Origin of the sequence: Bifidobacterium miconisargentati, assembly GCF_019331675.1 — a bacterium.
Lineage (GTDB): Bacteria > Actinomycetota > Actinomycetes > Actinomycetales > Bifidobacteriaceae > Bifidobacterium > Bifidobacterium miconisargentati.
Genome location: NZ_JAHBBJ010000003.1, coordinates 209,481 through 236,097, shown reverse-complemented (window position 1 = coordinate 236,097; position 26,617 = coordinate 209,481). Strand labels below are relative to the sequence as shown.

16 protein-coding genes are annotated in these 26,617 nt (G+C 65.4%); 12 read left to right on the top strand and 4 right to left on the bottom strand.

Annotated features, from left to right (window positions below; genetic code table 11):
• Positions 1 to 4 precede the first annotated feature (4 nt).
• The 9 genes from KIH81_RS03305 to KIH81_RS03265 all read left to right on the top strand — a co-directional run bounded on the left by KIH81_RS03305 (position 5) and on the right by KIH81_RS03265 (position 15,423).
• Complete coding sequence (locus KIH81_RS03305; protein WP_214304053.1) at positions 5 to 925, top strand: carbohydrate ABC transporter permease; 921 nt, start codon at positions 5 to 7, stop codon at positions 923 to 925.
• An 82-nt stretch (positions 926 to 1,007) separates the two neighbouring features.
• Entirely contained in the window at positions 1,008 to 2,768 is a 1,761-nt protein-coding gene (locus KIH81_RS03300; protein ID WP_214304052.1) for an ABC transporter substrate-binding protein, read from the top strand.
• Positions 2,769 to 3,106: 338 nt separating this feature from the next.
• On the top strand, positions 3,107 to 3,784 hold the full coding sequence (locus KIH81_RS03295) for an SGNH/GDSL hydrolase family protein (RefSeq protein ID WP_214304051.1): 678 nt from the start codon (positions 3,107 to 3,109) through the stop codon (positions 3,782 to 3,784).
• Positions 3,777 to 5,252: an alpha-L-fucosidase gene (locus tag KIH81_RS03290; protein ID WP_214304050.1), complete on the top strand. Its 1,476-nt coding sequence runs from the start codon at positions 3,777 to 3,779 to the stop codon at positions 5,250 to 5,252. Before KIH81_RS03295 ends, KIH81_RS03290 begins: the two co-directional genes overlap by 8 nt.
• A 55-nt stretch (positions 5,253 to 5,307) precedes the next feature.
• Positions 5,308 to 7,539 carry a beta-glucosidase gene (locus KIH81_RS03285; RefSeq protein ID WP_214304049.1) on the top strand — a complete coding sequence of 744 codons (2,232 nt, stop codon included), beginning with the start codon at positions 5,308 to 5,310 and terminating at the stop codon, positions 7,537 to 7,539.
• A gap of 479 nt (positions 7,540 to 8,018) precedes the next feature.
• Entirely contained in the window at positions 8,019 to 10,058 is a 2,040-nt protein-coding gene (gene yicI / locus KIH81_RS03280; protein ID WP_214304048.1) for an alpha-xylosidase, read from the top strand.
• A 283-nt stretch (positions 10,059 to 10,341) separates the two neighbouring features.
• Positions 10,342 to 11,874, top strand: a complete 1,533-nt coding sequence (locus tag KIH81_RS03275; RefSeq protein ID WP_214304047.1) for a glycoside hydrolase family 43 protein — start codon at positions 10,342 to 10,344, stop codon at positions 11,872 to 11,874.
• Positions 11,875 to 11,893: 19 nt separating this feature from the next.
• On the top strand, positions 11,894 to 14,056 hold the full coding sequence (locus KIH81_RS03270; RefSeq protein ID WP_214304046.1) for a beta-galactosidase: 2,163 nt from the start codon (positions 11,894 to 11,896) through the stop codon (positions 14,054 to 14,056).
• A 479-nt stretch (positions 14,057 to 14,535) separates the two neighbouring features.
• On the top strand, positions 14,536 to 15,423 hold the full coding sequence (locus tag KIH81_RS03265) for an ROK family protein (RefSeq protein ID WP_214304045.1): 888 nt from the start codon (positions 14,536 to 14,538) through the stop codon (positions 15,421 to 15,423).
• A gap of 224 nt (positions 15,424 to 15,647) precedes the next feature.
• Here the strand turns inward: KIH81_RS03265 and KIH81_RS03260 are convergent, their stop codons facing one another.
• The 3 genes from KIH81_RS03260 to KIH81_RS03250 all read right to left on the bottom strand — a co-directional run bounded on the left by KIH81_RS03260 (position 15,648) and on the right by KIH81_RS03250 (position 20,187).
• Positions 15,648 to 16,445: a TetR/AcrR family transcriptional regulator gene (locus tag KIH81_RS03260; RefSeq protein WP_214304044.1), complete on the bottom strand. Its 798-nt coding sequence runs from the start codon at positions 16,443 to 16,445 to the stop codon at positions 15,648 to 15,650.
• Positions 16,446 to 16,694: 249 nt separating this feature from the next.
• Positions 16,695 to 17,516, bottom strand: a complete 822-nt coding sequence (locus tag KIH81_RS03255) for an alpha/beta hydrolase (RefSeq protein WP_214304043.1) — start codon at positions 17,514 to 17,516, stop codon at positions 16,695 to 16,697.
• A gap of 166 nt (positions 17,517 to 17,682) precedes the next feature.
• Entirely contained in the window at positions 17,683 to 20,187 is a 2,505-nt protein-coding gene (locus tag KIH81_RS03250; RefSeq protein ID WP_214304042.1) for a glycoside hydrolase family 94 protein, read from the bottom strand.
• 643 nt (positions 20,188 to 20,830) lie between these two features.
• Here KIH81_RS03250 and KIH81_RS03245 point away from each other — a divergent pair.
• Positions 20,831 to 21,733 carry a biotin--[acetyl-CoA-carboxylase] ligase gene (locus KIH81_RS03245; RefSeq protein ID WP_214304041.1) on the top strand — a complete coding sequence of 301 codons (903 nt, stop codon included), beginning with the start codon at positions 20,831 to 20,833 and terminating at the stop codon, positions 21,731 to 21,733.
• Between the two features lie 144 nt (positions 21,734 to 21,877).
• On the opposite strand, the gene KIH81_RS03240 is transcribed toward KIH81_RS03245, so the two are convergent.
• Positions 21,878 to 22,477: a biotin transporter BioY gene (locus KIH81_RS03240; protein ID WP_214304040.1), complete on the bottom strand. Its 600-nt coding sequence runs from the start codon at positions 22,475 to 22,477 to the stop codon at positions 21,878 to 21,880.
• Positions 22,478 to 22,910: 433 nt separating this feature from the next.
• Here KIH81_RS03240 and KIH81_RS03235 point away from each other — a divergent pair, with 433 nt between their 5' ends.
• On the top strand, positions 22,911 to 24,785 hold the full coding sequence (locus tag KIH81_RS03235; protein WP_214304039.1) for an acetyl/propionyl/methylcrotonyl-CoA carboxylase subunit alpha: 1,875 nt from the start codon (positions 22,911 to 22,913) through the stop codon (positions 24,783 to 24,785).
• On the top strand, positions 24,782 to 26,473 hold the full coding sequence (locus tag KIH81_RS03230) for an acyl-CoA carboxylase subunit beta (RefSeq protein WP_214304038.1): 1,692 nt from the start codon (positions 24,782 to 24,784) through the stop codon (positions 26,471 to 26,473). The genes KIH81_RS03235 and KIH81_RS03230 overlap by 4 nt, the downstream gene beginning before the upstream one ends.
• Positions 26,474 to 26,617: the final 144 nt, after the last annotated feature.

The window sequence follows — 26,617 nt, the reverse complement described above, 5'->3', positions numbered from 1 at the left end:
AATCATGGCAAAGCAGAAGTCAAGTGTCTCGCCGGCGATGCGTCGCACCACGGGTGAGAAGGTCTACAACGTATTCAACATCGTGGTGCTGTCCCTGTTCGCACTGATCTGCACCTATCCGTTCTACTACCTGATCATCAACTCGCTGTCCGACAACAACCTGTCGGCCGCGGGCGAGGTGACCTGGTGGTTCAAGGGCTTCCACCTGCAGAACTACAAGGACGTGCTGGCCCTGTCCGGCCTCGGCCGTGCGGCGTGGATCTCCCTGGCCCGTACCGTGATCGGCACCGCCCTCACCGTGCTCGCCAGCGCCTACCTGGGCTTCATGTTCACACAGAAGAAGATGTGGGCCCGCTCGTTCTGGTACCGCTTCGTGGTCATCACGATGTACTTCAACGCAGGCCTGATCCCGATGTTCATCACGATGAAGAACCTCGGCCTGACCAACAACTTCTGGGTGTACATCCTGCCCGCCGTGGTCCAGCCGTTCAACATCATCCTGGTCAAGACCTACATCGAGTCCATCCCGAGCTCCCTGCAGGAGGCCGCCGAGATGGACGGCGCCGGAACCCTGACGATCTTCGGCAAGATCGTGCTGCCGATGTGCACGCCGATCCTGGCCACGGTCGCCATCTTCTCCGCCGTCGGACAGTGGAACTCCTTCCAGGACACGCTGATCTACATGACCGACGACAAGCTCTACTCCCTGCAGTACCTGCTGTACACCTACATCAACCAGGCGAGCGCACTGGCCAACGCGGCCAAGGCGAACGCGGCGAACGTGGCGGCCCTGGCCTCCGCGGCCACCCCGACCTCGATCCGCATGACGGTCTCCGTGATCGTGGTGCTCCCGATCATGTTCGTCTACCCGTTCTTCCAGCGCTTCTTCGTCAAGGGCATGATGCTCGGCGCCGTCAAAGGCTGATATCCAATCCGGGCCGGTTTTGGTCCATCAACCAATCGTCATAGGAAACAAAAGGACAAAAAGAAACAAGGAGGTTTCCGTCATGGAAATCAAGAAGAAGCTCACCTCGGTGCTGGCCCTCGGCCTGGCCGCGGCGATGACGTTCTCGCTGGCCGCCTGCGGCAGCGACACCGCCGGCGATGAGAAGGACGACGGTTCGCTGGTCACCATCGACGTGTTCGATTCCCTGGCCAACCAGCAGGGCGAGCAGAAGGGCTGGTTCGCCAAGATGGTGCAGGACAAGTTCAACCTGAAGCTCAACATCATCGCCCCGAACGTCTCCGGTGGTGACACCGTCTTCGACACCCGCGCCGCCTCCGGCTCCCTGGGCGACCTCATCATCACCGGCACCGGCAACGGCCGTCTGCAGAAGCTCGTCAAGGCCAACCTGGTCACCGACATGACGCCGTACTACAGCAAGATGACCAACGTCAAGAAGTACCAGAACGCCGTCGACTCCGTCACCAAGCAGGCCGGCAAGGACGGCGTGTGGGGCATCCCGCAGGGCGTCTCCTCCTCCGATCCGTCCAGCCCGAGCGAGGGCATGGAGCCCACCTCCGCCCCGTACATCCGCTGGGAGTACTACAAGGAGCTCGGCTACCCGGAGATCAAGGATCTCGACGCCTTCCTCGACGTGCTCAAGGACATGCAGGACCTGGCCCGCAAGGAGACCGGCCAGGATGACATCTACGCCTTCTCCCTGTTCAAGGATTGGGACGGCGATGTGATGAACAACGCCTCCGCCATCGTCAACTGGCTCGGCTACCAGGCCCAGGGCTCCGTGTTCGTGAGCGCCGACGGCAAGGACGTGCAGCCGGCCACCAAGGAGGGCGGCGTCTACGAGCAGGCCCTCGAGTTCCTCAACAAGGCCGAGCAGATGGGCCTCGTGGATCCCGAATCCACCACCCAGGACTGGGACACCATGCAGAACAAGGTGACCAACGGCAAGACCCTCGTCTCCATCTTCAGCTGGCTGGGCAAGCCGCGTATGAACTCCGACGAGAACAAGGCCAAGGGTGTGGGCTTCATGCTCGCCCCGCTGCAGACCATGAAGGTCTACTCCACCGGTTTCACCCCGGACGGTGACGGCTCCACCATCATCGCCATCGGCTCCAAGTCCAAGTACAAGGAACGCATCGCCAAGTTCATCGACTGGCTGTACTCCTCCGAGGGCGTGTACGCCGCAGCCTCCAACGCAGGTGGCGCCGCCTGCCCGGAGAGCCTCGGCTGCTGGACCAAGGGCGACGACGGCAAGCCCCAGCTCACCGACTTCGGCAAGCAGGCCATGAACGGCGACCACGCGAACCTCAAGATCTCCGACAAGCTCGGCGGCGGCACCTACGACAGCGGCTTCTCCCTGCTGAACTTCAAGGCCGTGCAGCAGAACGACATCGACTCCGAGACCGGCGCCGCGTTCAACCCGCAGCTGTGGGAGTCCGAGGCCGACACCTCCGCCCTGTTCAAGGATTGGTCCGAGCACATGGGCGGTGCCACCAGCGACATCGACTACCTGCAGAAGAACAACCTTCTCGCCGTCGCCCCGGGCGCCTCCTACACCACCCCGCAGGAGGAGTCCACGGTCTCCGCCACCCGCAGCTCCATCAAGACCGAGGTCGTCAACGCCTCCTGGAACGCCCTGGTGGCCAAGTCCGACTCCGAGTTCACCAAGGTGCTCAAGGACGCCCGTCAGCAGGTCAAGGATCTGGGTTACGACAGCGTGCTCAAGGTCGACGAGCAGAACGCCAAGGACTGGGTCAAGGCCCGTCAGGAAGTCGTCAAGCAGTACCAGGCCGACTCCAAGTGATGATCTGACTCGGCTCCTCTGGGGGATGCGGAACACCGGCTACGGGCTATGCCGCAACTCCCCTCAGTCACACTTCGTGTGACAGCTCCCTTCGGGGAGGGGAGCCGAGTCTGACCCTGCCAAAGACAACTTAGGCCCTTTCTGATTGCGCGGTGGCCCCGCTCCTCCCTGGGCCGCCGCGCAATTTTCATATCCGTACATCCCGAATCCCGCGATTTCCTTCGATTCCCCTTCCCAAGCGACTTCTCTCTCTGGCTCCCCTCGCCGAGGGGAGCTGTCACGCCGAGCGTGACTGAGGGGAGCCCCGAACACGGCGCACCGTATCAAAGCGACTCATCATGCTGATCTTCCCGAAACACTCCCGCATCGTCTTCATGGGCGACTCCATCACCGACGCCGGCCGCGACCGCACCGCCTACCCCGGCGGCTGGGGCTACGGCACCGGCTACGTGAACGCCCTGCACAACCTGCTCACCGCCGTCTACCCGGACCGCGCGCTGTGCACCATCAACTCCGGGGTCAGCGGCGACGACATCGTGGCGCTCGCCGAGCGCTGGCAGAAGGACGTCATCGACCTCAAACCTGACTACGTGTCCGTGATGGTCGGCGTCAACGACGCCTGGCGCTACTTCGACGGGCCGCTGTGGCAGGCCCGCCTCAACACCGTGGAGGACTTCGAGCGGATCTACGACGACCTGCTGAACCGCACCAAGGAGGCCCTGCCGGACCTCAAGGGCATCATCGTGATGCGCCCGTTCATGTTCGAACCGAATCCGCAGGACCAGATGCGCGCCAAGATCGAGGAGTTCGCCGCCGCATCGAAGCGCGTGGCCGAACGCCACGACGCCATTTTCGTGGACACGCAGGCCGCCGTGGACCACTGGCTCACCCAGCTGCACGGCTGCCTGGCCAGCCAGGACCGCGTGCACCCGTACGAGCGCGGCGCGATGATCATCGCCCGCTCGTGGTGCCAGGCCGTGGGCTTCGACTGGAACAGGAGCACGTTCGATGATTGATCTCGAAACCATTGACCGCGTGATCGCGGAAGGCCCATACGAGCCCACCTGGGTGTCCCTGTCCAAGGTGCGGGTGCCGGGCTGGTTCCCGGACGCCAAATTCGGCATCTTCACCCACTGGGGCCTGTACACCGTGCCCGAATTCCGCAACGAATGGTATTCGCGCAACATGTACATCGAAGGCTACCCGGAGTTCGACCACCACCGCGAGACCTTCGGCCCGCAGAGCGAGTTCGGCTACAAGGACTTCATCCCGCGCTTCACCGCCGAACGCTTCGACGCAAACGAATGGCTCGACCTGTTCGCCCGCGCCGGCGCGCGCTACTACTTCCCGGTCTCCGAACACCACGACGGCTACCAGATGTACGCGAGCGAGATCTCGCACTGGAACACCGTGGAAACCGGCCCCCACCGCGACATCATCGGCGAACTGCGCGAGGCCACATTGAAGCACGGTCTGCACTTCGCCACCAGCAACCACCGCGCCGAACACTGGTGGTTTATGGGCCACGGCCGAGACTTCGACTCCGACGTGCGTGGCGCCGAAGCGGACGTCAAGGGCGGCTTCTACTGGCCCGCCAACCCCGAGCCGGACAATCAGGACCTGTTCTCCGTGCCCAAGCCGAACGAGGAATTCCTCGACGACTGGCTGCTGCGCGTGTGCGAGCTCATCGACAACTACCGCCCGGAGATGCTGTACTTCGACTGGTGGATCCAGCACAATGCCTTCAAGCCGTACATCAAGCGCCTCGCCGCGTTCTACTACAACCGCGGCGTCGAATGGGGCGTGCCGGTCATCATCTGCTACAAGGACGACGGCATGGCCTGGGGTGCCGGCCTGTTCGACGTGGAGCGCGGCGGCCTGTCCACCGCCACCCCGTACGTGTGGCAGACCGACACCGCCATCGCCCGCAACTCGTGGTGCTACACGAACTCGCTCGACTACAAGAACCTCGCCGAGCTCATCGTCACGCTTGTGGACACCGTGAGCAAGAACGGCAACCTGCTGCTCAACGTGGGTCCGCGCGCCGACGGCTCGATCGCCCCGCACGACCGCGACCTGCTCGAATCCATCGGCGGCTGGATGGACGCCAACGGCGGGGGCATCTACGGCACGCGCCCGTGGAGGATCGCCGAGGAAGGCCCCACGCACGCCGCCGAAGGCTCGTTCGCCGACCAGAACGCGCTCGAATACACGGCCGCCGACTGGCGCTTCACCGCCAAGGACGGCAGCGTGTACGCCTTCTGCCTCAACCCGGCCGGAGCCGCCACGCTCACCAGCGCCACGTTCGCCGCCTACCATGACGGCATCCGCGCGCCGTTCCACGGCATCATCACGGGCGTCGAACAGCTGGGCGCCGGGCCGGTGGCCTGGGAGCGCACCGCCGACGGGCTCGTCATCACCCCGGCCGAGCGGCCCGGAACCGAAGCGAACGTGCCGATCGGATTCAGGATCGCCATCGCATAAGTCATGAACGGGCGCGCGCCGCAGCGTGCCGTGACACCGAAGAAGGGAACACACCATGACCACCATCACCGAAGCCAACAAGACCAAGGCGCGCGCCCTGCTCGCCGAGCTCACGCTGGACGAGAAGATCGACATGATTCACGCCGCCGGACTCTTCCGCACCGAAGGCGTGCCGCGTCTGGGCATCCCGCCGTTCAAGATGGACGACGGCCCGATGGGCCCGCGCGAGGAGCTGCACAACGACAACTGGGCGCCGCTGTACAACACCCGCGACCGCGTGACCTACCTGCCCTCCGGTTCCGCCGTGGCCTCCACCTGGAACCGCGATCTGGCGCACAAGGCCGGCCAGGTGCTCGGCGCCGAGGCTCGCGGCCGTGGCAAGGACGTGATCCTGGGTCCGTCCATCAACATCAAGCGCAGTCCGCTGTGCGGCCGCAACTTCGAATACATGAGCGAGGATCCGTACCTGACCGGCGAGCAGGGCGTCGCGTTCATCCAGGGCGTGCAGGAATCCGATGTCGCCGCCTGCGCCAAGCACTACGCGGCCAACAGCCAGGAGACCGACCGTCTCGAAGTGGACGAGACCATCAGCGAACGCGCCCTGCGTGAGATTTACCTGCCTGCGTTCGAGGACGCGGTCAAGCGCGGCGGCGTGCTCTCCCTGATGGGCGCGTACAACCTGGTCAACGGCGAGCAGTGCTGCGAATCCGGTCGTCTGCTGGACGACATCCTGCGCGGCGAATGGGGCTTCCGCGGCTTCGTGGTCTCCGACTGGAGCGCCGTCAAGCGCACCGTGGCCAGCGCCCGCGTGGGCCTGGACGTGGAGATGTCCGTGACGCCGAACTTCGACGAGTACTACTTCGCCAACCCGCTGCGCAAGGCCATGGCCGCCGGCGAGGTGAGCGAGACGGACATCGACGTCAAGGTGGAGCGTGTGCTCGCGGTGATGGACGCACTGCACATGCTGCCCGATACCGATGCTGACTCCGCTGGCGACTCCGCTGGCGATCGTCCCGCCCGCAAGGCCGGTTCATACGCCACGCTCGCGCACGCGCAGGCCGCCCTCGACGTGGCCCGCGAATCCATCGTGCTGCTCAAGAACGACGCCGACGAATCCGGTCGTACGCTGCTGCCGCTGGACGAGCGCTCCCTGCGCCGCGTACTGGTCGTGGGCGCCAACGCCGACCGCATCCACTCCAACGGCGGCGGCAGCGCCGTCATCAAGGCGCTGCACGAGGTCACGCCGATCCTGGGCCTCAACGGCCAGCTCGGCGGCAACGTGGAGATCGAATACGCGCTCGGTTACGACGCCAAGCAGGTGGTGCAGGACGACTCCTGGCAGGAGGAGAGCCTGGAGAACTCGGTGGGCTCCGCCACCGACGACGCCGAACGCGCCGCGCACCTGCGCGAGGAGGCCGTGACGCTGGCCCGCGAGTACGCGGCGGCCGGCGACCCGGTGATCTTCGTGGGCGGACTCGACCACGAGCACGACCTCGAAGGCCGCGACCGCGAGACCATCGCCCTGCCGTACGGACAGGACGAGCTGATCTCGACGCTGCTCGACGTCGCCCCGGACACGATCCTGGTGTTCGTCGCCGGCTCCCCGGTGGCCATGCCGTGGGCCGACCACGCCCGCGCCATCGTCTGGAACTGGTACAACGGCACCGAATCCGGCACCGCGCTCGCCGAGACCCTGCTCGGCCGCGTCAACCCGAGCGGCCACCTGCCCGAGACGTTCCCGATCGCCCTGGAGGATTCCCCGGCCCATTCGATCGGCACGTTCGGCCCCGGCCTGCACGTGCGCTACGACGAGGACATCTACGTGGGCTACCGCTACTTCTCCACCCGCGGCGTGCCGGTGCGCTTCCCGTTCGGCCACGGCCTGAGCTACACCACCTTCGCCTACGCCGACCTCGACGTGCGCCGCGTGGACGGCGACGTGCGCATCGCGTTCACCGTGACGAACACGGGGAAGCGGGCCGGCAAAGCCGTGCCGCAGGTCTACTTCGGCCTCGAAGGCACCGGCGAGGACCGTCCGGCCAAGGAGCTGCGCGGCTTCGCCAAGGTGACGCTGGAGCCGGGCGAGAGCCGTCAGGTGGAGCTGGTGCTGCCCGCCGCCAAGGCCCTGCGCTACTGGTCCAACGAGACGGGGGAGTACGCCCTCGCACCGGCCGCGCGCGTGTACGTGGGCGAGTCCGTGGCCGACATCCGTCTGACCGGCGCGCTGGCTGCGTGCGAGGGCGCCGAAGTCGCCGAATCGGTGACGGACGTGGCCATCACCGCCTGATTGTCCGACTGCTGACTGTTGCATAGGCCTGCCGTGGAATCGCGAAACCGGTTCCACGGCAGGCCTTTTTCGTTCTCCGGGCGCCGGTGGTGGGGAAGCGACGAGGAAACCGGCGCTATGTATGCGGCCGAACGAAGGTGGCGCATACATAGTGAGACTTTTGCCCTGTGAACCGGCGCTATGTATGCGGACGCATGGTTGGGGCGCATACATAGTGAGGCTTTGTCCCCGGACTGGCTGTATACGTGCGGGTGGATGGTTGAACCGCATACATAACGCCGGTCGGCCCGGCGTTTGGCCGCGTCCGACGGTGGGGCCAGCGGTTGGTTCCGCCTGTCGCCGCGCGATGCCGCATGCGCGGTTGCCGCTGCCGCGTCCGGCCGAAAAACGTCGCCGCTGGCGTGTCGGAACTTGTTATTTATAAACTTATAAATAAGATTGTTCTCAACAAACGTACTCGCAATGAAGGAGACGCGACAATGAAGTTCCTCAATGGTGGCTGGCTCGTCAAGGACGGCTTCGACGTCAAGTACGCTGCCAACGTGTACACCGCGAACATCGAGCCGAAGAAGCTCACCCTGTTCTGCCCGTTCGGCGTGCCGATCCACCACCCCGGCCAGACGCTCGACGGCGGCATCCTGACCATCGAAGTGACCTCCCCGCGCGAGGACATCATCACCACGCGCCTCATCAACTTCAGGAAGGACCGCAGCAACTGCCCGCAGTTCGCGCTCAACGAGTCCGACCCGGCCGTCACCATCGCCGAGGATGACGACAAGTGGACCTTCACCTCCGGCAAGCTGACCCTGGAAATCTCCAAGGGCGAGACCATCGACTTCACCTACAAGTACGACGGCAAGACCATCGCGCACTCCGGCTGGCGCGCCAAGGGCCTCGTCACCGATCCGGAAGGCTGCCTGCACGTCTCCGAGCAGCTCGACCTCGGCGTGGGCGAGAAGATCTACGGCCTGGGCGAGCGCTTCACCAACTTCGTCAAGAACGGCCAGACCGTCGACATCTGGAACGAGGACGGCGGCACCGGCACCGAGCAGGCGTACAAGAACATCCCGTTCTACCTGTCCAACAAGGGCTACGGCCTGTTCGTGGACAACCCCGGCAAGGTGAGCTTCGAGGTCGGCTCCGAGAAGGTCTCCCACGTGCAGTTCTCCGTGCCCGGCGAGGAGATGAGCTACTCCGTCATCGGCGGCAAGGACCTCAAGGGCATCCTCAACACCTACACCGACCTGACCGGCAAGCCGCCGCTGGTGCCGGACTGGAGCTACGGCCTGTGGCTGTCCACCTCCTTCACCACCGACTACGACGAGAAGACCGTCATGGAGTTCGTGGACGGCATGGCCGAGCGCAACATCCCGCTGTCCGTCTTCCACTTCGACTGCCGCTGGATGAAGGAACTCGAGTGGTGCAACTTCGAGTGGGACGAGACCAAGTTCCCCGATCCGGAAGGCCTGCTCGCCAAGCTGCATGAGCGCGGCCTCAAGGTGTGCGTGTGGATCAACAGCTACATCGGCCAGAAGTCCCCGCTGTTCGAGGAAGGCGCCAGGAAGGGCTACTTCATCAAGAACACCGACGGCTCCGTCTGGCAGTGGGACAAGTGGCAGGCCGGCATGGCCATCGTCGACTTCACCAACCCCGAGGCCACCAAGTGGTACCAGGACAAGCTCAAGCACCTCGTGGCCCAGGGCGTCGACTGCTTCAAGACCGACTTCGGCGAGCGCATCCCCACCGAGGGCGTCCAGTACTACGACGGCTCCGACCCCGAGCTCATGCACAACTACTACACGTACCTGTACAACAAGGCCGTGTACGACGTGCTCGTGGAGACCAAGGGCGCCGACGAGGCCATCCTGTTCGCCCGCTCCGCCACCGTGGGCGGCCAGCAGTTCCCGGTCCACTGGGGCGGCGACTGCTCCTCCAACTACCCGTCCATGGCCGAGTCCCTGCGTGCCGGCCTGAGCTTCGGCATGTCCGGCTTCGGCTACTGGAGCCACGACATCGCCGGCTTCGAGGACAAGCCCACCCCGGACCTGTTCAAGCGCTGGACCCAGTTCGGCCTGCTCTCCTCCCACTCCCGCTACCACGGCTCCACCGAGTACAAGGTGCCGTGGCTGTACGGCGACGAGGCCGTGGAGGTCTCCCGCGAGTTCACCGAGCTCAAGCTGCGCCTGAAGCCGTACCTGGAGGCGATGGCCAAGGAAACCCACGAGACCGGCGTGCCGATGATGCGCGCGATGGTGCTCGAGTTCCCGACCGACCCGGCTTGCGAGGACATCGACACCCAGTACATGCTGGGCGACGACCTGCTCGTGGCCCCGGTGTTCTCCGAGGACGGCACCGCCCGCTTCTACGTGCCGGACGCCGGCGGCGACCACGCCGGTGAGTCCTGGGCCAACCTGCTGACCGGCAAGACCTACGAGCCGGGCAAGTGGTACACCGAGCAGTACGACTACCACACCCTGCCCGTGCTGGTCCGTCCCGGCTCCGACCCGCTCAACGCCTGAGACCCCACGCGGGTATCGCGTATATGACATGGCTCCCCTCCCTGAGGGGAGCTGTCGCGGAGCGACTGAGGGGAGTTTCCGGATCATGCCGGGCTCCCCTCAGTCACCTACGGTGACGGCTCCCCAGCGAAGGGAGCCAAGAAAACCTATCCTTGGCTCCCCTTGTCAGGGGAGCTGGCTCGTGCGGCGAGACCGAGGAGTAGTTCCAAACAAGAACGGACACTCATCTCGCCCCAATCACCTCACCTACCTCACGCACCCCCATACAAGGAAGTATTCGTCCATGACCCTGTTCAACGTTCAGCCGGCCCGCCGCATCGCCTCCGGCTTCCATCCGGACCCCACCATCTGCGAAACCCCGCAGGGCACGTACCTGATGGTCAACAGCTCGTTCGAATACTTCCCCGGACTGCCGGTCTTCGAATCCGAGGACGGCGAGCACTGGCGCAAGATCGGCGACGCGATGAACCGCCCCGAGCAGTTCCCGTACGAGACGATGGACAACAGCCAGGGCATCTACGCGCCCACCCTGCGCTGGCACGACGGCACGTACTACCTCATCGTGACCAACGTGAACAAGGGCAACATGATCCTCACCACCGAGGATCCGCACGCCGGCTGGTCCGACCCGATCTGGGTGGACGGCTGGCCCGGCATCGACCCCAGCCTGTTCTTCGACGACGACGGCACCGCCTACATCTGCGGCAACGAGGGCGGCGAACCGGACGAGAACGGCGAGCGCGAACCCGCCGGCATCTACCTGTCGAAGATCGATGTGAACACCGGCACCGTGCTCACCAAGCGCAAGCGCATCTGCGGCGGCATCACCGGCTCCAATCCGGAAGGCCCGCACATGTACAAGCGCGGCGACACCTACTACCTCATGTGGGCCGAAGGCGGTACCGAATCCGGGCACATGGAGAACATCGCCCGCTCGTCGAGCCCGGAAGGCCCGTACGAGATGTACCCCGGCAACCCGCTGATCACCAACCGCTCCACGCATCTGACGTTGCAGGCCATCGGCCACTGCGACTGCGCGCACTTCGGCGACGACCGCACGCTCATGGTGTTCCACGGCACCCGCAACAACGACGAATACCCGGCCCAGGGCTGGGTCGGCCGCGAGCCGTACGCCGTCTGGTTCGACTGGAAGGACGGCTGGCCCGAGCTTGCCGATCAGTCGTACGACTGCGATCTCAACGGTCACGGCGACTCGTTGGAGTCCGACGTCGAATGGATCACGCCCGGCATCGACGTGGACAGGCAGTACGTCGTCTCGTCCGGCCGTGCCATGGCGCCCGCCACCGCCAACAACGTGACCATCGCCGTGCATGCGGCCGCGCAGTCGTTCGACCTGGCCCACGGCGCGCCGATGATCGGCACCCGCCAGACCGACCTGCGCTTCGAGTTCGGCGCGACGCTGGCCGACGCCCGCGCGCTGACCCTCGGCGAGGCGGGCGTCGCCGTGTACGCCAACAGCCGCCACTACCTGACCATCGCCGTGCGCGCGTCCGATGCCAACGGGCTGATCCGCGTCAAGGCCACGGCCCACAACGCCGGGCTCGCCACCGTGGTGGGCACCGTGGCCGTGCCGGCAAGCGCCAAACTACGTCTGGTCGTGCGCGGCGACGAATCCGGATACGACTTCGCGGTGGCCAACACCAGCGCATTCGCCGGCGGCGAGCAACTGCTCGGCCACGTGCCCGGCAAACTGCTGAGCTTCACCAACGCAGGCGGCTTCACCGGCATCCTGCTCGGCGTCTACGCCCATGGCAGCGGCGACGTCACCTTCGCCAACGTCCGCTACGACGTGTGATCATCGCAAGGAGCTTCACATGACACCCCTATTCGACACCTTCCTGTTCGGCGGCGACTGGAACCCCGAACAGTGGCCCGAGGAGACGTGGGAACACGACATCGAGATGCTCGAGGACGCCCACATCAACGAGGCCACCATCAACGTGTTCTCCTGGACGCTCCTGCAGCCCGGCGAGGACACCTACGACTTCACCATGCTCGACAAGATCGTGGCGCTGCTGGTCAAGCACCGCTTCAACATCGTGCTCGCCACCGGCACCGCCGCACTGCCCGCATGGATGGTGCGCGAACACCCCGAGATCATCCGCACCACGTTCGAAGGCAAACGCCACGTGTTCGGCGGCCGTCACAACTTCTGCCCGAACTCCGCCTACTTCCGGGGCGTCTCCGGCAAGCTCGCCGGCGCGCTCGCCGAACGGTATGCCGGCACTCCGGGACTCACCGCTTGGCACATCGGCAACGAATACGGCGGCGGTGGCGGCCTGTGCTACTGCGAAAACTGCGCTGCGGCGTTCCGCGGCTGGCTCAAGGCCAAGTACGGTTCGGTCGAGGCGCTCAACAAGGCATGGTGCGCGAACTTCTGGAGCCACACCATCGTGGACTGGGCGGACGTGGTGCCGCCGGTGGGCTACGGCGACGGCATCGGATCCGACTGGGACCCGAGGAAGTGCGTGGTCTCCGGCCTGCTCATCGACTACCGCCGCTTCCAGAACGAGTCCCAGCTCGCCTGCTTCACGAACGAACGCGACGCCGTGCGCGCGCATGACGCGGTGACGCCGATCACCACGAACCTCATGGGCACGTTCAAGGACCTCGACTACTTCACATGGGGCCGCGAGATGGACGTGGTCAGCTGGGACAACTACCCCGGCATGGGCATGCCGGCCAGCCGTGTGGCCATGAACCACGACCTCATGCGCGCCGTGGGCGGCGGCAAGCCGTTCATGCTCATGGAACAGACGCCGAACCAGCAGAACTGGTTCCCGTACTGCAAGGTCAAGCGTCCCGGCGAGGTGGCCGCCTTGAGCTGGCAGGCCGTGGCGCATGGCGCCGACACCGTGCAGTTCTTCCAGATGCGCCAGTCGATCGGCGGGTGCGAACGTTTCCATGGCGCTGTGATTGCACACGATGGCACCGAGGACTCCCGCGTGTTCCGCGAGACCGCCGCGCTCGGCGAGGCGCTGGGCAAGGTGGCGCCGCGCATCATGGGCTCGAAGGTCCGTGCGCGTGTGGCCGTCATGTTCGACTGGGAGAGCTACTGGTCGCTCGAAGGCTGCGTGGGCCCTACTGCCGGGTTCGCCTACCCGGAGGAGGTCCACCGCTTCTACCGCGCGTTCAACCGTCGCAACCTCGCCGTGGACATCATCCCCAGCACCACGCCCGCCGCCGAACTGGAACGGTACGCCGTCGTGGCGGCGCCCGCGCTCATCATGGTCAAGCCCGGCGTGGCCGAAGCTGTCGAGACGTACGTGCGTGGCGGCGGTCGGTTCATCACCGGCTACATGTCCGGCATCCATGACGAGCATGATCTGGTGATTCCGGGCGGATACCCCGGACCGTTCCGCGCGCTCGCCGGCGTGTGGGCCGAGGAGATCGACGCCATCGCGCCGGGGGAGACGATCCCGGTGCGCTTCGGCGGGCCGCAGGCCGGGAAAGAGCCGGCCGTCGGCGACTCCGGTGCCGCGACTGGGGCTTCGGGACAGTGCTGCGGGAATTGCGCGGCCGGAAATGCCGATGCCGCAGGTGCCGGGAACGCCAGGGATGACGCCAGCGGCGAGATCGTCGCCAGCATCATGCACCTGGAGGGCGCCCGCGTACTTGCCACGTACGGCGGCGACGAGTTCTACGCCGGTACCCCGGCCGTCACTGCGAACGTGTGCGGCAACGGCGAAACCTATTACGTTGGCACCCCGCTGGACGAGTCCGGCATGGACGCGCTGATCCAGCCGATTGTGGACGCGGCGGGACTGACCTCGACTTTGACCCCGGACGGCGTGGAAGTCGCCGAACGATATGCGGACGACGGGCGCACGTTCACGTTCGTCATCAACCTGACCGACCGTGAACAGCAGGTCTCGCTGCCGGCGCTGGCCGGTGCCGCCGACCTGCTGTCCGACGGACGCCCACTCGCCGCCGATGTCACGCTGGCTCCCTACCAGGTCATCGTGGCCGAGTCGTAAAGCAGACAATCCAGTGGATTGTCTGTAGACGAGGGGCCGACGAGAGTCGGGCCGGAAAGACGCAGTCGAAGACTGTCCGCAATTGCGGACGAACGATGAGCGTTGTACTGGCTCCCCTCTCTGAGGGGAGCTGTCGAACGGAGTGAGACTGAGGGGAGTCTGCCAGGTGTAGTGCTCCCCTCAGTCAGCTTCGCTGACAGCTCCCCTCAGAGAGGCCGAACCGTGAAGCAAACAATCCAGTGGATTGTTTGTAGGTGAGGGTTCGACGATAGTTGAACCAGAAAAGCGCAGTCGAAGACTGTCCGCAATTGCGGATGAGCCGGATATACCCCCGAAAAAAATAATTTCAATCTTGTTAAATCGTCGATCAATAAGGGTTGGCAAGACCCGCTAAGCTACTGAACAGAATGTTCACGTTCACGTTGTTGTGGAGATTGAAACGTGAAGGATTCGGTTCGGCGGTGAGCTAAGGAGGACACATGGACAGCAAGCGCGTGCTGACATTCGACGTGGGATACCGCTTCATCCGTCACGCCGTGGTGACCGACGGCATGCAGGACGTGCCCTCCGCCTTCGCCACCCCCGCCGAGGACTCCGAAGCGCTGTTCGACGGCATCGCGAACGTGGTTCGCCAGCAGGGCGAATCGCTGGACGGCATCTCGCTGAGCCTGCCCGGATTCGTGGACGTCAAGCGCCAGCGCACCATCACCGGCGGCCCGGTCACCGCGCTGTACAAGCAGAACGTCGGCAAGGAACTGCGTCGCCGACTGGGCGACGACCTGCCCATCTGGGTGGAGAACGATGCGAACTGCGCCGCCATCGCCGAACGGTACGCCGGCAACGCGCGCAAGATGGACGATTTCGTGGTCTTTACCATCACCGACGCCGGAGTGGGCGGCGCGCTGTTCCTGGACGGGCACATCCGCCGCGGCCGCGACTGGCGCGCCGGCGAGCTGGGCATGATGATCACCAACTACCAGACGGAAGGCGCGCGCTCGCTGCACGAATACTCGTCCACGGACACGCTCAACAAGCGATACGCGGCGAAGTTCGGCGGTCCGTCCGAGATCGTGGTGCCCTCCAGTCTGCTGCGCCGCATGGATGACCCGGAAGTGCGTGGCATCGTGGAGGAATGGGCGCAGTACATCGCCGTGGGCATCTACAACGTGGTGGTCTCGCTGGATCCGGAATGCGTGCTGCTCGGCGGCGCCATCTGCCAGGAGACCGCGTTCCTGCCGCTCGTGCAGCGCTCGCTGGAGGAGATTCCGTACTGGAAGGACTTCGCCACGCCTATCAAGCGCTGCCGCAACGTGAGCTACGCGGGCCTCTTGGGCGCATACTATGCGTTTGTGGATGAAGTGAAGTAATTGGAACGGAATCGGCCTGCGGCCGATGGATTTTCCCGCAGCCTTGCGGCTGCTTCGCTGCTCTCCTTCCGGCGCTTCGCGCCACCTCCCTCGCCAGAGGGAGGCAAGACCTGTAACCTTTGCTGGGGAGCTGATAACGAAGCCGACTGAATGCGAGGTAGCCGAAGATTGCTGGGAATACGGTATCGGGCGTAATACAACCGATACGGCTCGGCCGATACCGTTTAGTTTTCGCGGGCCGTCAGGGTGAACGGCAGCAGGCACTGTTTGCTGGCCGGATCGTATTCGGAGGGGTCGCGGAAGCCCTTCCATAGGCTTTCCGGGAAGATCTCGTCGGAGAACGCCATCCATTCCTCCAGCAGGTTCACGGAATGGTCGGCGAGCCAGCGGTATTGCAGGCCGTCCATCGCGGACATCGAGAGCGTGTAGAGGTGATAGAACCGCTCCTCGTCGTAGCCGTCCGGCAGGATCCAGTTCATCGATCCGATCTGCTCCCAATTGCGCAGGTGTCGGCCGATGAAAAAGCGGTGCGCGGGATGTGCCGGATTCAGCGCCTCGCCGTTGAGCATCGAGAACAGCTGCACCATTTCCGGGCGCTGCAGGTTGTAGAGCACCACGTTGGTGCAGTAGCGGGGGAAGCAATAGCAGTAGTGGCCGTCGAAATCGGTCACGGTGGAGGTGGTGGCGTTGTACTCGTCCGCCTCGGGCGTATCGTAGCCCTCGGCGAGCACCATGTTGAGCAGTTCGTTCTTCGAACGGATGTAATGGTAGAGCGCCGCCTCGGTGATGCCGATCTCGTCGGCGATGTCCTGCAGGGACATGCCCCAGAAGCCCTTGGAGGCGATGACCTTGACCGCGGCCTGCATGATCTGCAGATGCCGCTCCTCGGGGCTCATGCGCTTGCGCTTTTCGAAGGTGGTGCCGGCAGTGGTGTCCCGCACCATGGCCTGGTGGGTGGTCCGTGAAGCCGCGGGCCAGCTGCTCTGGTCCTTCAGGAACTGTTCCCATGCTGCGACGGGCATTGGTGACCTCCCTCCTTCGCGGGAATGTGGGCGTTCACATCGTGCAATAGTCTACCGCGAGCGGTGGCGGCGTTGGGATTGGCTGCGATGGCTGAGATCAGCGCCGGATAATCCCAGCCATCGCAGCGAGGGAAGCTGGCGGCGGAGCCGACTGAGGAGAGTTGGCTCACTGTATGAGCATGGCTCCCCTCAGTCTCATTGCATTCGACAGCTCCCCTCAGCGAGGGGAGCCGGGCCCATACCTATCAATCAGTCGAAGAGACGGCCGAGCCAGTCGATGGCGAGCTCGGGCCAGACCTGGATGCAGGGGAAGATGTTGCCCTTGCCGCCCCACGCGGTCTCCTCGGTGCCGAGTGCGAGGCCGTGGCCGCCTTCGGGGAAGAGATGGGCCTCGACCGGCACATGCGCGGCCTTGCAGGCGGAGACGAGCATCAGGGTGTTCTCCATCGGCACGCAGTCGTCGGGTACGGTGTGCCAGGCGAACACGGGCGGGGTCTTGGCGTCGATGTGCTTCTCGATGGAGAGCTTGTCGAGCCAGGCCTGGTCGTCCTTGCGGTCCGGGCCGAGCAGCGAATCGAAGCTGCCGCGGTGGGCAAGCGGGCCGGAGGTGACGACGGGGTAGCCGAGCATAAGCGCGTTCGGGCGCACCTCGTCCGGGTCGTAGCCGTGGGCCTGTTCGTCCTCGTCGCCGGCGGTGGTGGCGAGGTTCGCGGCGAGGTGGCCGCCGGCGGAGAAGCCGATCACGGCGATGCGCTCCGGATCGGTGTGCCATTCGTCGGCGTGCGTGCGGATGAGACGCATGGCCTCTGCGGCCTCGAGCAGGGCGGTGGGGTAGAGGCTGGGCTTGCAGGAGTAGCGCAGCACGAATGCGTTGTAGCCTGCGCCCACGAATTTGAGGGCGATCGGCTCGGCCTCGCGGTCGGAGGTCATTTCGTAGCCGCCGCCGGGGATGACGAGCACTGCCGGACGCCGGCGGTTCGGATCGACCTCCGGGCTGTTGTCGATGACGTAGCCGGTGAAATGGGCCGGGGTGCCGTCGATGCCGGTGATGGTCTGGTCGATGTATTGCATGGGTTTCCTTTGGGGTGTGTTATGGCTCATCCGCAATTGCGGATGAGCCATCGACTGCGCTTTTCTGGTTCGACTATCGTCGAACCCTCACCTACAAACAATCCACTGGATTGTTTGCTTTACGGTTCGGCCCCTCAGCGAGGGGAGCCATAAACTAAACGGCTGATCAGAACGTGACGCTGACGTTCACGGTAGTCGTGCCTGCGGTCGGGACCGGGACCACGGTGCCGTTGACGGGCTGGCCGTCGACGGTGAGCGTGCGCTGGCCGGTGCGGTCGAGGGTGATGTGGTAGGTCGTGCCGCGGAACACGCGGGTGACGGTCAGATGGGTGTACTCGGCGGGCAGGTGAGGCTCGATGGCGAGGCCGTCCAGGGTCGGGCGGATGCCGAGGAGGTACTGGGAGACGTCCACGAACGTCCACGCGGCGGTGCCGGTGAGCCAGGAGTTCTTGCCCTCGCCCGGAATCGCGGCCTCGGGACCGGCGACCATCTGGCAGTAGACGTACGGCTCCACCTTGCGGATGTCGGACTTGTCCTCGAGCCAGGCCGGGCAGTTGCGGCGGTAGACGGCGAACGCCTCCTCGTCGTTGCCGGCCAGGGCGTTGGCGATGGAGACCCACGGGTTGTTGTGGCAGAAGATGCCGCCGTTCTCCTTGTAGCCGCGCGGATACGTCGAGATTTCGCCGAGTTCGATGCGGTAGGTGGAGTACGCGGGCGCGAGGATCGCGGTGCCCCACTCGCAGGTCAGGCGATCGCGCACGGACTTGAGCGCGGCCTGGGCCTTGCCGTCGTCCAGGCCGATGCCGGCCATGACGCACATGCCCTGCGGCTCGATGTAGATCTGGCCCTCGGTGTCGGTGTGCGAGCCGACCGGGCGGGAGTAGGCGTCGTAGGCGCGCACGAACCATTCGCCGTCCCAGCCGGCGGTCTTGACGGCCTGGGTCATGTCGTCGATGGCGGCGCGGACGTTCGCGGCCTCGGCGGCAACCTCGTCGGCGCTCATGCCGGTCGCCTCGCCGTAGTGGTCGAGGATGTCGGCGTACTGGCCGCCGTAGAGCACGAACATGCCGCCGATGAACACGGATTCGGCCACGCCGGTGTCGTTGTTCTCCACGGTCTGGAAGCTCTCGCCGGGGGTGGCGGAGAAGCAGTTGAGGTTGAGGCAGTCGTTCCAGTCGGCGCGGCCGATGAGCGGGAGCTTGTGCGGGCCGAGGTGGGTCATCGTGAAGTTCGCGGAACGACGCAGGTGCTCGAGCAACGGGACCTCGGACCCCTCGACGTTGTTGAACGGGACCGGCTCGGTGAGGATCGAGGCGTCACCGGTCTCGGCCAGGTAGGCGTTCACGCCGGCGATGAGCCACAGCGGGTCGTCGTTGAAGCCGCCGCCGATGTCCGCGTTGCCCTTCTTGGTCAGGGGCTGGTACTGGTGCCAGGCGGAACCGTCCTCCATCTGGGTGGAGGCGATGTCGATGATGCGCTCGCGGGCGCGTTCGGGCACGAGATGCACGAAGCCGAGCAGGTCCTGGTTGGAGTCGCGGAAGCCCATGCCGCGGCCCATGCCGGACTCGTAGTAGGACGCGGAGCGGGACATGTTGAACGTGACCATGCACTGGTACTGGTGCCAGATGTTGACCATGCGGTCGAGCTTGTCGTCGCCGGACTCGACGCTGTAGATGCTCAGCAGGCCGTTCCAGTAGTCCTTGAGCTCGGCGAGCGCGGCCTCGACCTTGGCGGTCGTGTCGAAGCGGGCGAACAGCTCGTGCGCGGGCTTCTTGTTGATGATGCCGACCTTGGCCGGGTCGTCCGGGGCCTCCCACTTCTGGTCGTTCGGCACCTCGATGTAGCCGAGCGTGAACACCAGCGACTTGGTCTCGCCGGGGGCGAGCGTCAGGCGCACGCGGTTCGCGGCGATCGGGTACCAGCCGTGGGCCACGGAATCGTGGGCCTTGCCCTCGGCGATGACCTGCGGGGTGTCCCAGCCGTTGAACTGGCCCAGGAACTCGTCGCGGCTCGTGTCGAAGCCGACGACCGGCGCGTTCACGCCGAAGAATGCGTAGTGGTTGCGGCGTTCCTTGAACTCGGTCTTGTGGTAGAGCAGGGTCGCGTCCTCAAGGCGCTCGACTTCGACTTCGCCGGTGGACAGGTTGCGCTGGAAGTTGCTGGAGTCGTCCACCGCGTTCCACAGGCACCATTCGACGAGCCCGGTCACGTCCACGGTCTTCGGGGCGCCGTTGATGTTGGTGATGTCGAGGCGATTGATCTCGGCCGCGGTGCGCAGCGGTACGAACGCGGTCAGTTCGGTGCGGATGCCGGCCTTGGTGGCCTCGAAGACGGTGTAGCCGATGCCATGGCGGCACTTGTAGCTGTCAAGCGGGGTCTTGACGGGCAGGAAGGTGGGGGAGAAGGTCTCGACCGGCGTGGCGTCCTCGCCCTCGCCGCTCATGACGCTCACGTAGTAGTTGCGCGCGCCGTTGTCGAACGGGACGTTGTTGTAACGGTAGCGGGTGATGCGGCGCAGCTTGGCGTCCTTGTAGAACGAGTAGCCGCCGCCGGTGTTCGAGATCAGCGAGAAGAAGTCCTCGTTGCCCAGGTAATTGATCCACGGCAGGGGTGTCGCGGGGGTCTCGATCACGTACTCGCGGTTCGCATCATCAAAATGACCGTATCGCATGGGTTTCCTTTCGGCTGCTTCGTTGCTGCTGTGGCGCCGGCGGAGCCTTTCCGCGGTGCCGTGCATCTGTGCGTACGAGACCAGCATAGCACTTATTTATAAGGTTATAAATAAGGCGTGTGCGAGAAGTGCTTGCGGTTGACGAATGCGCACGGGCGGTGGGCGGAGCCGGGTTGCCGGGGCGGCTGCGATGTCGACAAGCCATGGGTGGCGCGAGGCGGAGGCGGCGTGCGCCGCCGTGCTTGCGGTCTTTTCGGTACAGAAGAGGGTGCCTTCTATGACGAAAGGACCGTCAATCGCGGCGTCCGCGGTCTTTTCGGTACAGAAGACCTCCGTTCCTGTACTGAAAGGACCGTGAATGCCCGGATTTGAGGTCTTTTCGGTACAGAAGACGGTCATTTCTATGCGGAAAAGACCTCTGGAGGGTGGATTTGCATCCGGGATCTGATGACGCGGTGGTTCTGAACAAATTTCGACCACCGTCAACCTTGATACCTTGTGGAGTGAAAGTGTGATTTGCGTCACGTTGCGCGATGGTTGTGAGCGTTAACAACGAACCGTTGTCGGAAAATGGTCGGAATTGTGCGGTTCTTCGTGGGACGACGGGGTTGCCTTGGTCGGTATCGGGGGTATGGTGACACCCATGATTATTGCTTTGAAGGCTGCAGTGCCGCAGCTGCCGAGAACCAACGATGCCGCCGAGCAGGTGGTGGCCGTGGCTGAGACCGACTCGACCAACGCGCTCGCCGCGCGCATGATCGCCGACGGCACGATGCCGCTCGCCCCGACGCAGGACGGCACGCCCGCCATCGCCGTGGTGGCCGCCGACCGCCAGACCGCCGGTCGCGGCCGCAACGGACATACGTGGGTGAGCCAGCCCGGCCGATCCTCCACGATCTCCTACGCCGTGAGGCTGCCGCGCGCGATCGCCACCGACGGGGCGCTCAACGGCTGGCTGCAGATGATCGCCGGACTGGTCACGCTGGACGCGCTCAACGGCACGATGCGGGAATTCGGCGCCGAGCCGGACCATCCGGATTCGCTGCTGGAGCTCAAGTGGCCCAACGACATCTTCTGCCACGGCCTCAAACTGGGCGGACTACTGTCCGAACTGGTGCTGCTGCCCGAAACGGCGGGCGCGGACGGCGATGCCGATGGCGACGTCGCCATCGTGTTCGGCGTGGGCCTGAACCTCATGCTCGGCGCATGCCGCCTGCCCACGCCGCAGTCCACGTCGCTGCAGCTGCATGTGCACGACCTGCCCGCGTTCGGCGAACTGCGCGACGCCGTGGCCGCCCGCGAGGTGGCCGGCTTCCGTGAACGGCTGGCCAAGTTCGTGGCCGATCCGCACGGTCAGGCCGAACTGCTGCGCGAGGAGATGAAGACCGTGTGCTGGGCGCGCGGACGCCAGGTCGAGGCGCACTTCACGGACGGATCCACGCTGACCGGCGAGGCGATCGGACTCAACGAGGACGCCTCGTTGATCCTGCGCACCCCCGACGGGATCGACCACACCGTGCGCACCGCGGACGTGGGCGTGCTGTAACAGACGTCGTCGGCGTCACGGTTGCCGCCGACGATCAGAGGAAAGAAAGAGAGATGGTTCGGGCCGCCCGGCATATGCTGCATGGGCGGCCCGAACCATGAGATGAGGCGTTTTCGATGCGGCTCGGTGTGACTCGATGTAGCTTCAGCGGACGAGCCTGCTCAGTCCGGAAGCGGCCAGTGCGGCCACCACGGCCTTGACGATGTCACCGGCGACAAAGGCCATCGAGGCCAGCGCGACCGTGGCCAGCGGCACGCCCGTGAGCGCGGACTGCACGGTGATGCCGAAGAAGTACACCACCGCGACGCCGCCCACGAGGGCCGCCAGCAGATAACGGCCGGCGGTGAGCGCCGTGCGCGCGGCGGAGGAAAGGCCGGCCTTGCCGCGCAGCAGCGCGATGACGATGATGCCCGGAACCAGGCCGAACAGGAAGCCGGCGCTCGGACCGGCCAGCGCCATCGTGGAGGCGCCGCCCGCGAACACCGGCAGTCCCAGCGCGCCGGCGGCCAGATACAGCGCCGCGGCGGAGGCGGCCTGACGCCACGGCAACATGAGACCGGCCAGCATCACCACGAAGGTCTGCAACGTGATGGGCACCGGAGTGCCGGGAACCGGAATCTCGCCGGCCGCGGCCGCCAGCCACAGCAGCGCGGCGAACAGCACCGGCTTCCAGGATGCGGCCGCGATGCGGCGGACGGGCGAGATTGCGGAGGCGGCGGGTGCCGCGGTGTGCGAAGTCTGCATGATGATTCCCCTTTGCGATGCGATGATGGATGTTCCGCGATGTGAGACGCGATGATTGCCTGAGTTGTGGCTCCCCTTCCTCCGGAGAAGATCGTCGCTGGCGGCGGCCGAGGGGAGCCGGGATGGCGATGGAGCCTTCCCCCAACGATTGCCATCGTAGGGATGTTCGATTTCGTGCGGTTTCGTGCCAAGGTACAAAAATGTCGATCCCCGTTTGTTGTAAGTTGACGAATAAACCATTTACTGTCAACTTGCGAAGTGTGGGGAAGAGTGGTTCGAAAATGGCGTGATTTCAACATTTTGGCGTCAGTTAGATTACGGTTACGTCGGCGAAACCTACGCGCTCGTTTGTCGGTAGCCTACAAAAGCCCATGAAACGTTTTGTGCGAACGGGTCTTGTCCCGGCCGTTGAAGCGCGCAAGAATTTGACGATATGGCTCAATCTGTCAAAAAACTGCTGATCGCGAACCGCGGCGAGATTGCGCTGCGCGTGGTGCGCACGGCCAAGGAGATGGGGATCAAGACCGTGGCCGTCTACGCCGAACAGGACCGCGACGGCCGCTATGTGGACATGGCCGACGAGGCGTACCTGCTCTCCGGCGACACCTACAAGGACACGTATCTCAACGAGGACCTGCTCATCGACATCCTGCATCGCACCGGTGCGGACGCCGTGCACCCCGGCTATGGGTTCCTCTCCGAAGTGCCGAGCTTCGCGCAAAAGGTCGAGGCCGCCGGCGCCGTCTGGGTGGGCCCGCACCACACCGCGCTCGTGGACCTCGGCGACAAGATCACCGCACGCCGCGTGGCCCTGCGCGCCAAGGTGCCGCCGGTACCCGGCCTGTCCGAGCCGGTCGAGGACATGCGCACGCTGCTCGACTTCGCGCACACCCACGGCTACCCGATCATGATGAAGCGCACCGACGGCGGTGGCGGCCACGGCATCACCGTGGTCCACGACGACGAGGAGCTGCGCCGCTTCTACACCAACCACGACGCGCTCCAGGGCGGCGACCTCAAGGAATACTTCATCGAGAAGTTCATCGACAAGGCCCGCCACGTCGAGACCCAGTCCGGCCGCGACTCCCACGGCAACTTCACCGTCTACTCCACCCGCGACTGCTCGCTGCAGCGCCGCAACCAGAAGCTCGTGGAGGAGGCCCCCGCGCCCTTCCTGCCCCAGGAGATCACCGACACGCTCGTGGAGTACTCCCGCCGCCTGTTCACCACCGTGGACTACGTGGGACTGGGCACCTGCGAATTCATGGTGACGCCCAACGGCAAGGTCTACTTCCTCGAGGTCAACCCGCGACTGCAGGTCGAGCACACCGTCTCCGAGGAGGTCAGCGGCCTCGACCTGGTGCGCGAACAGCTCGTCATCGCCTCCGGCGGTATGCTCACCCCGGCCCCTGAGCCTCGCGGTCACAGCTTCGAACTGCGCATCACCAGCGAGGATCCGGCCAAGAACCTGACCCCGGGCGCCGGTACGCTGGAACGCATCCAATGGCCCGCAGGCCCCGGCGTGCGCATCGACACCGGCGTGGAACAGGGCGACACCATCTCCCCGAAATTCGATTCGATGATGGGCAAGGTGATCGTCACCGCGCAGGACCGAGCCGCCGCCGTGGCCCGCGTGCGCCGCGTGCTCGACGAACTCGTGATCGAAGGCGTGCCCACGCCGATCCCGCTGTTCAAGGAGATCTTCCGCAACGACGACTTCACCGCCGAGCACGGCCACCCGTTCGCCGTATCCACCAAATGGCTGGAGCGCACGTACCTCAACCGCGAGCCGGATTCCGCCCGCGCCGGACAGCCCGCGTCCCTCGCCGGTGCGGGGGCTGGCACGGCCGGCGCGGCGTCGGGTGCCGCGGAAGCCGAGAAGGACCGCACCGAAACGTTCGTCATCGAGATGAACGATCGTCGCGTCAAGCTCACCGTGCCGCTCGACATCGTGGAGAACATCACCGGCTCCGCCCGCGCCCGCGGCGCCAAGCGCCCCACCCAGCCGTTGCGCGGAGCCGGCCTGCACAACGTGGCCGCGGCCGGCCAGAGTGCGAACGACGGCGCCAAGTCCGGCGTCATCGCCTCGCCGATGCAGGCCGTGGTCACGCGCATCAACGTGTCCGAAGGCCAGCAGGTGGCCAAGGGCGACCTCCTCGTGGTGCTCGAATCCATGAAGATGGAGAACTACGTGTACGCGCCGGCGGCCGGCGAAGTGACCAAGATCTTCGTCGGACCCGCCGATGGCGTGGAGGCCGGCGACACCCTCGTGACCTTGGACGTGACCAAGAAGGAGGCGACCAAATGACCGACATCATGGATTCGCCGGCCGTCAAGGCGGCAGTGCGCTCGGCCGCGGCTGGTACCGGCGCGGGAACGGATTCGGCAGTCGCGGGCGATGCGCGCGACACCGCCTCGCGCGGCTCCGCCAACCCGGCGCAGCCCTCGGCCCACCAGCCCCTGAGGGCCGCCGTGGTCAGGGCCGCCGAGCTGGCCCGCGCCGCCGAGGAGCGCGCCCGCGACAAGCAGCATGCCAAAGGCAAGAAGACCGCGCGCGAACGCCTTGACATGCTCTTCGACACCGGCACTTTCGAGGAGATCGGCCGCTTCCAGGGCGGCAACATCGCCGCCGGCAACGCGGGTGCGGCCGTCATCACCGGCTTCGGCCTGGTCTACGGGCGCAAGGTGGCCGTCTACGCGCAGGACTTCTCCGTCAAGGGCGGCACCCTCGGCACCGCGGAAGGCGAGAAGATCTGCCGCCTTATGGACATGGCCATCGACCTCAAGGTGCCGATCGTGGCCATCGTGGACTCCGGTGGCGCGCGCATCCAGGAAGGTGTGGCGGCGCTCACCCAGTACGGCCGCATCTTCCGCAAGACCTGCGAGGCCAGCGGATTCGTGCCGCAGCTGAGCCTGATCCTGGGGCCCTGCGCGGGCGGCGCGGTCTACTGCCCGGCCCTGACGGACCTCATCATCATGACCCGCGAGAACTCGAACATGTTCGTGACCGGACCGGACGTGGTCAAGGCGGCCACTGGCGAGACCATCTCCATGGCGGACCTCGGCGGCGGTGAGGTGCACAACCGCGTCTCTGGCGTGGCCCACTACCTCGGCGAGGACGAGTCGGACGCCATCGACTACGCGCGCACCGTGCTCGCCTACCTGCCCTCCAACGCCGAAAGCCAGCCGCCCGTCTACGCCTACGCCGCCACCCGCGCCGAACGGGACACGGCCAAGCGGCTTGCCCAGATCGTGCCCGCCAACGAACGCCAGCCCTACGACATGCTCGACGTGATCCGCTGCATCGTGGACTACGGCGAATTCGTGCAGGTCCAGGAACTGTTCGGCGCCTCCGCGCTCGTGGGATTCGCCTGCATCGACGGGCATCCGGTGGGCGTCGTGGCCAACCAGCCGAACGTCAGGGCCGGCATCCTGGACGTCGATTCGTCCGAGAAGGTGGCCCGGTTCGTGCGCCTGTGCGACGCCTTCAACCTGCCCGTGGTCACGCTCGTGGACGTGCCCGGATACAAGCCCGGAAGCGACCAGGAGCATGCCGGCATCATCCGCCGCGGCGCCAAGGTGATCTACGCCTACGCCAACGCGCAGGTGCCGCTCGTGACCGTGGTGCTGCGCAAGGCGTTCGGCGGCGCGTACATCGTGATGGGCTCCAAGGCCATCGGCGCGGACCTCAACTTCGCGTGGCCCAGCTCGCAGATCGCCGTGCTCGGCGCGTCCGGCGCGGTGAACATCATCCACCGGCACGACCTGGCCAAGGCCAAGGCCGCCGGGCTTGATGTGGAGGCGCTTCGGGCCAAGTACATCAAGGAATACGAGACCAGCACGGTCAACGCGAACCTCTCGCTCGAAATCGGGCAGATCGACGCGATGATCGACCCGGAGCAGACCCGCGAGGTGATCGTCGAATCCCTCGCCACGCTCGCCACCAAGCGCCGCGTGAAACGCACCCCCAAGCACCACGGCAACCAGCCGCTGTAACGGCGGAGCGACAGGGGAATGCAATTCGGCTCCCCTCTCTGAGGGGAGCTGGCCGCGAAGCGGACTGAGGGGAGTACCTCCAGGATGACCGCAACCCCGGCGGACTCCCCTCAGTCGCCGACGGCGACAGCTCCCCTCAGAGAG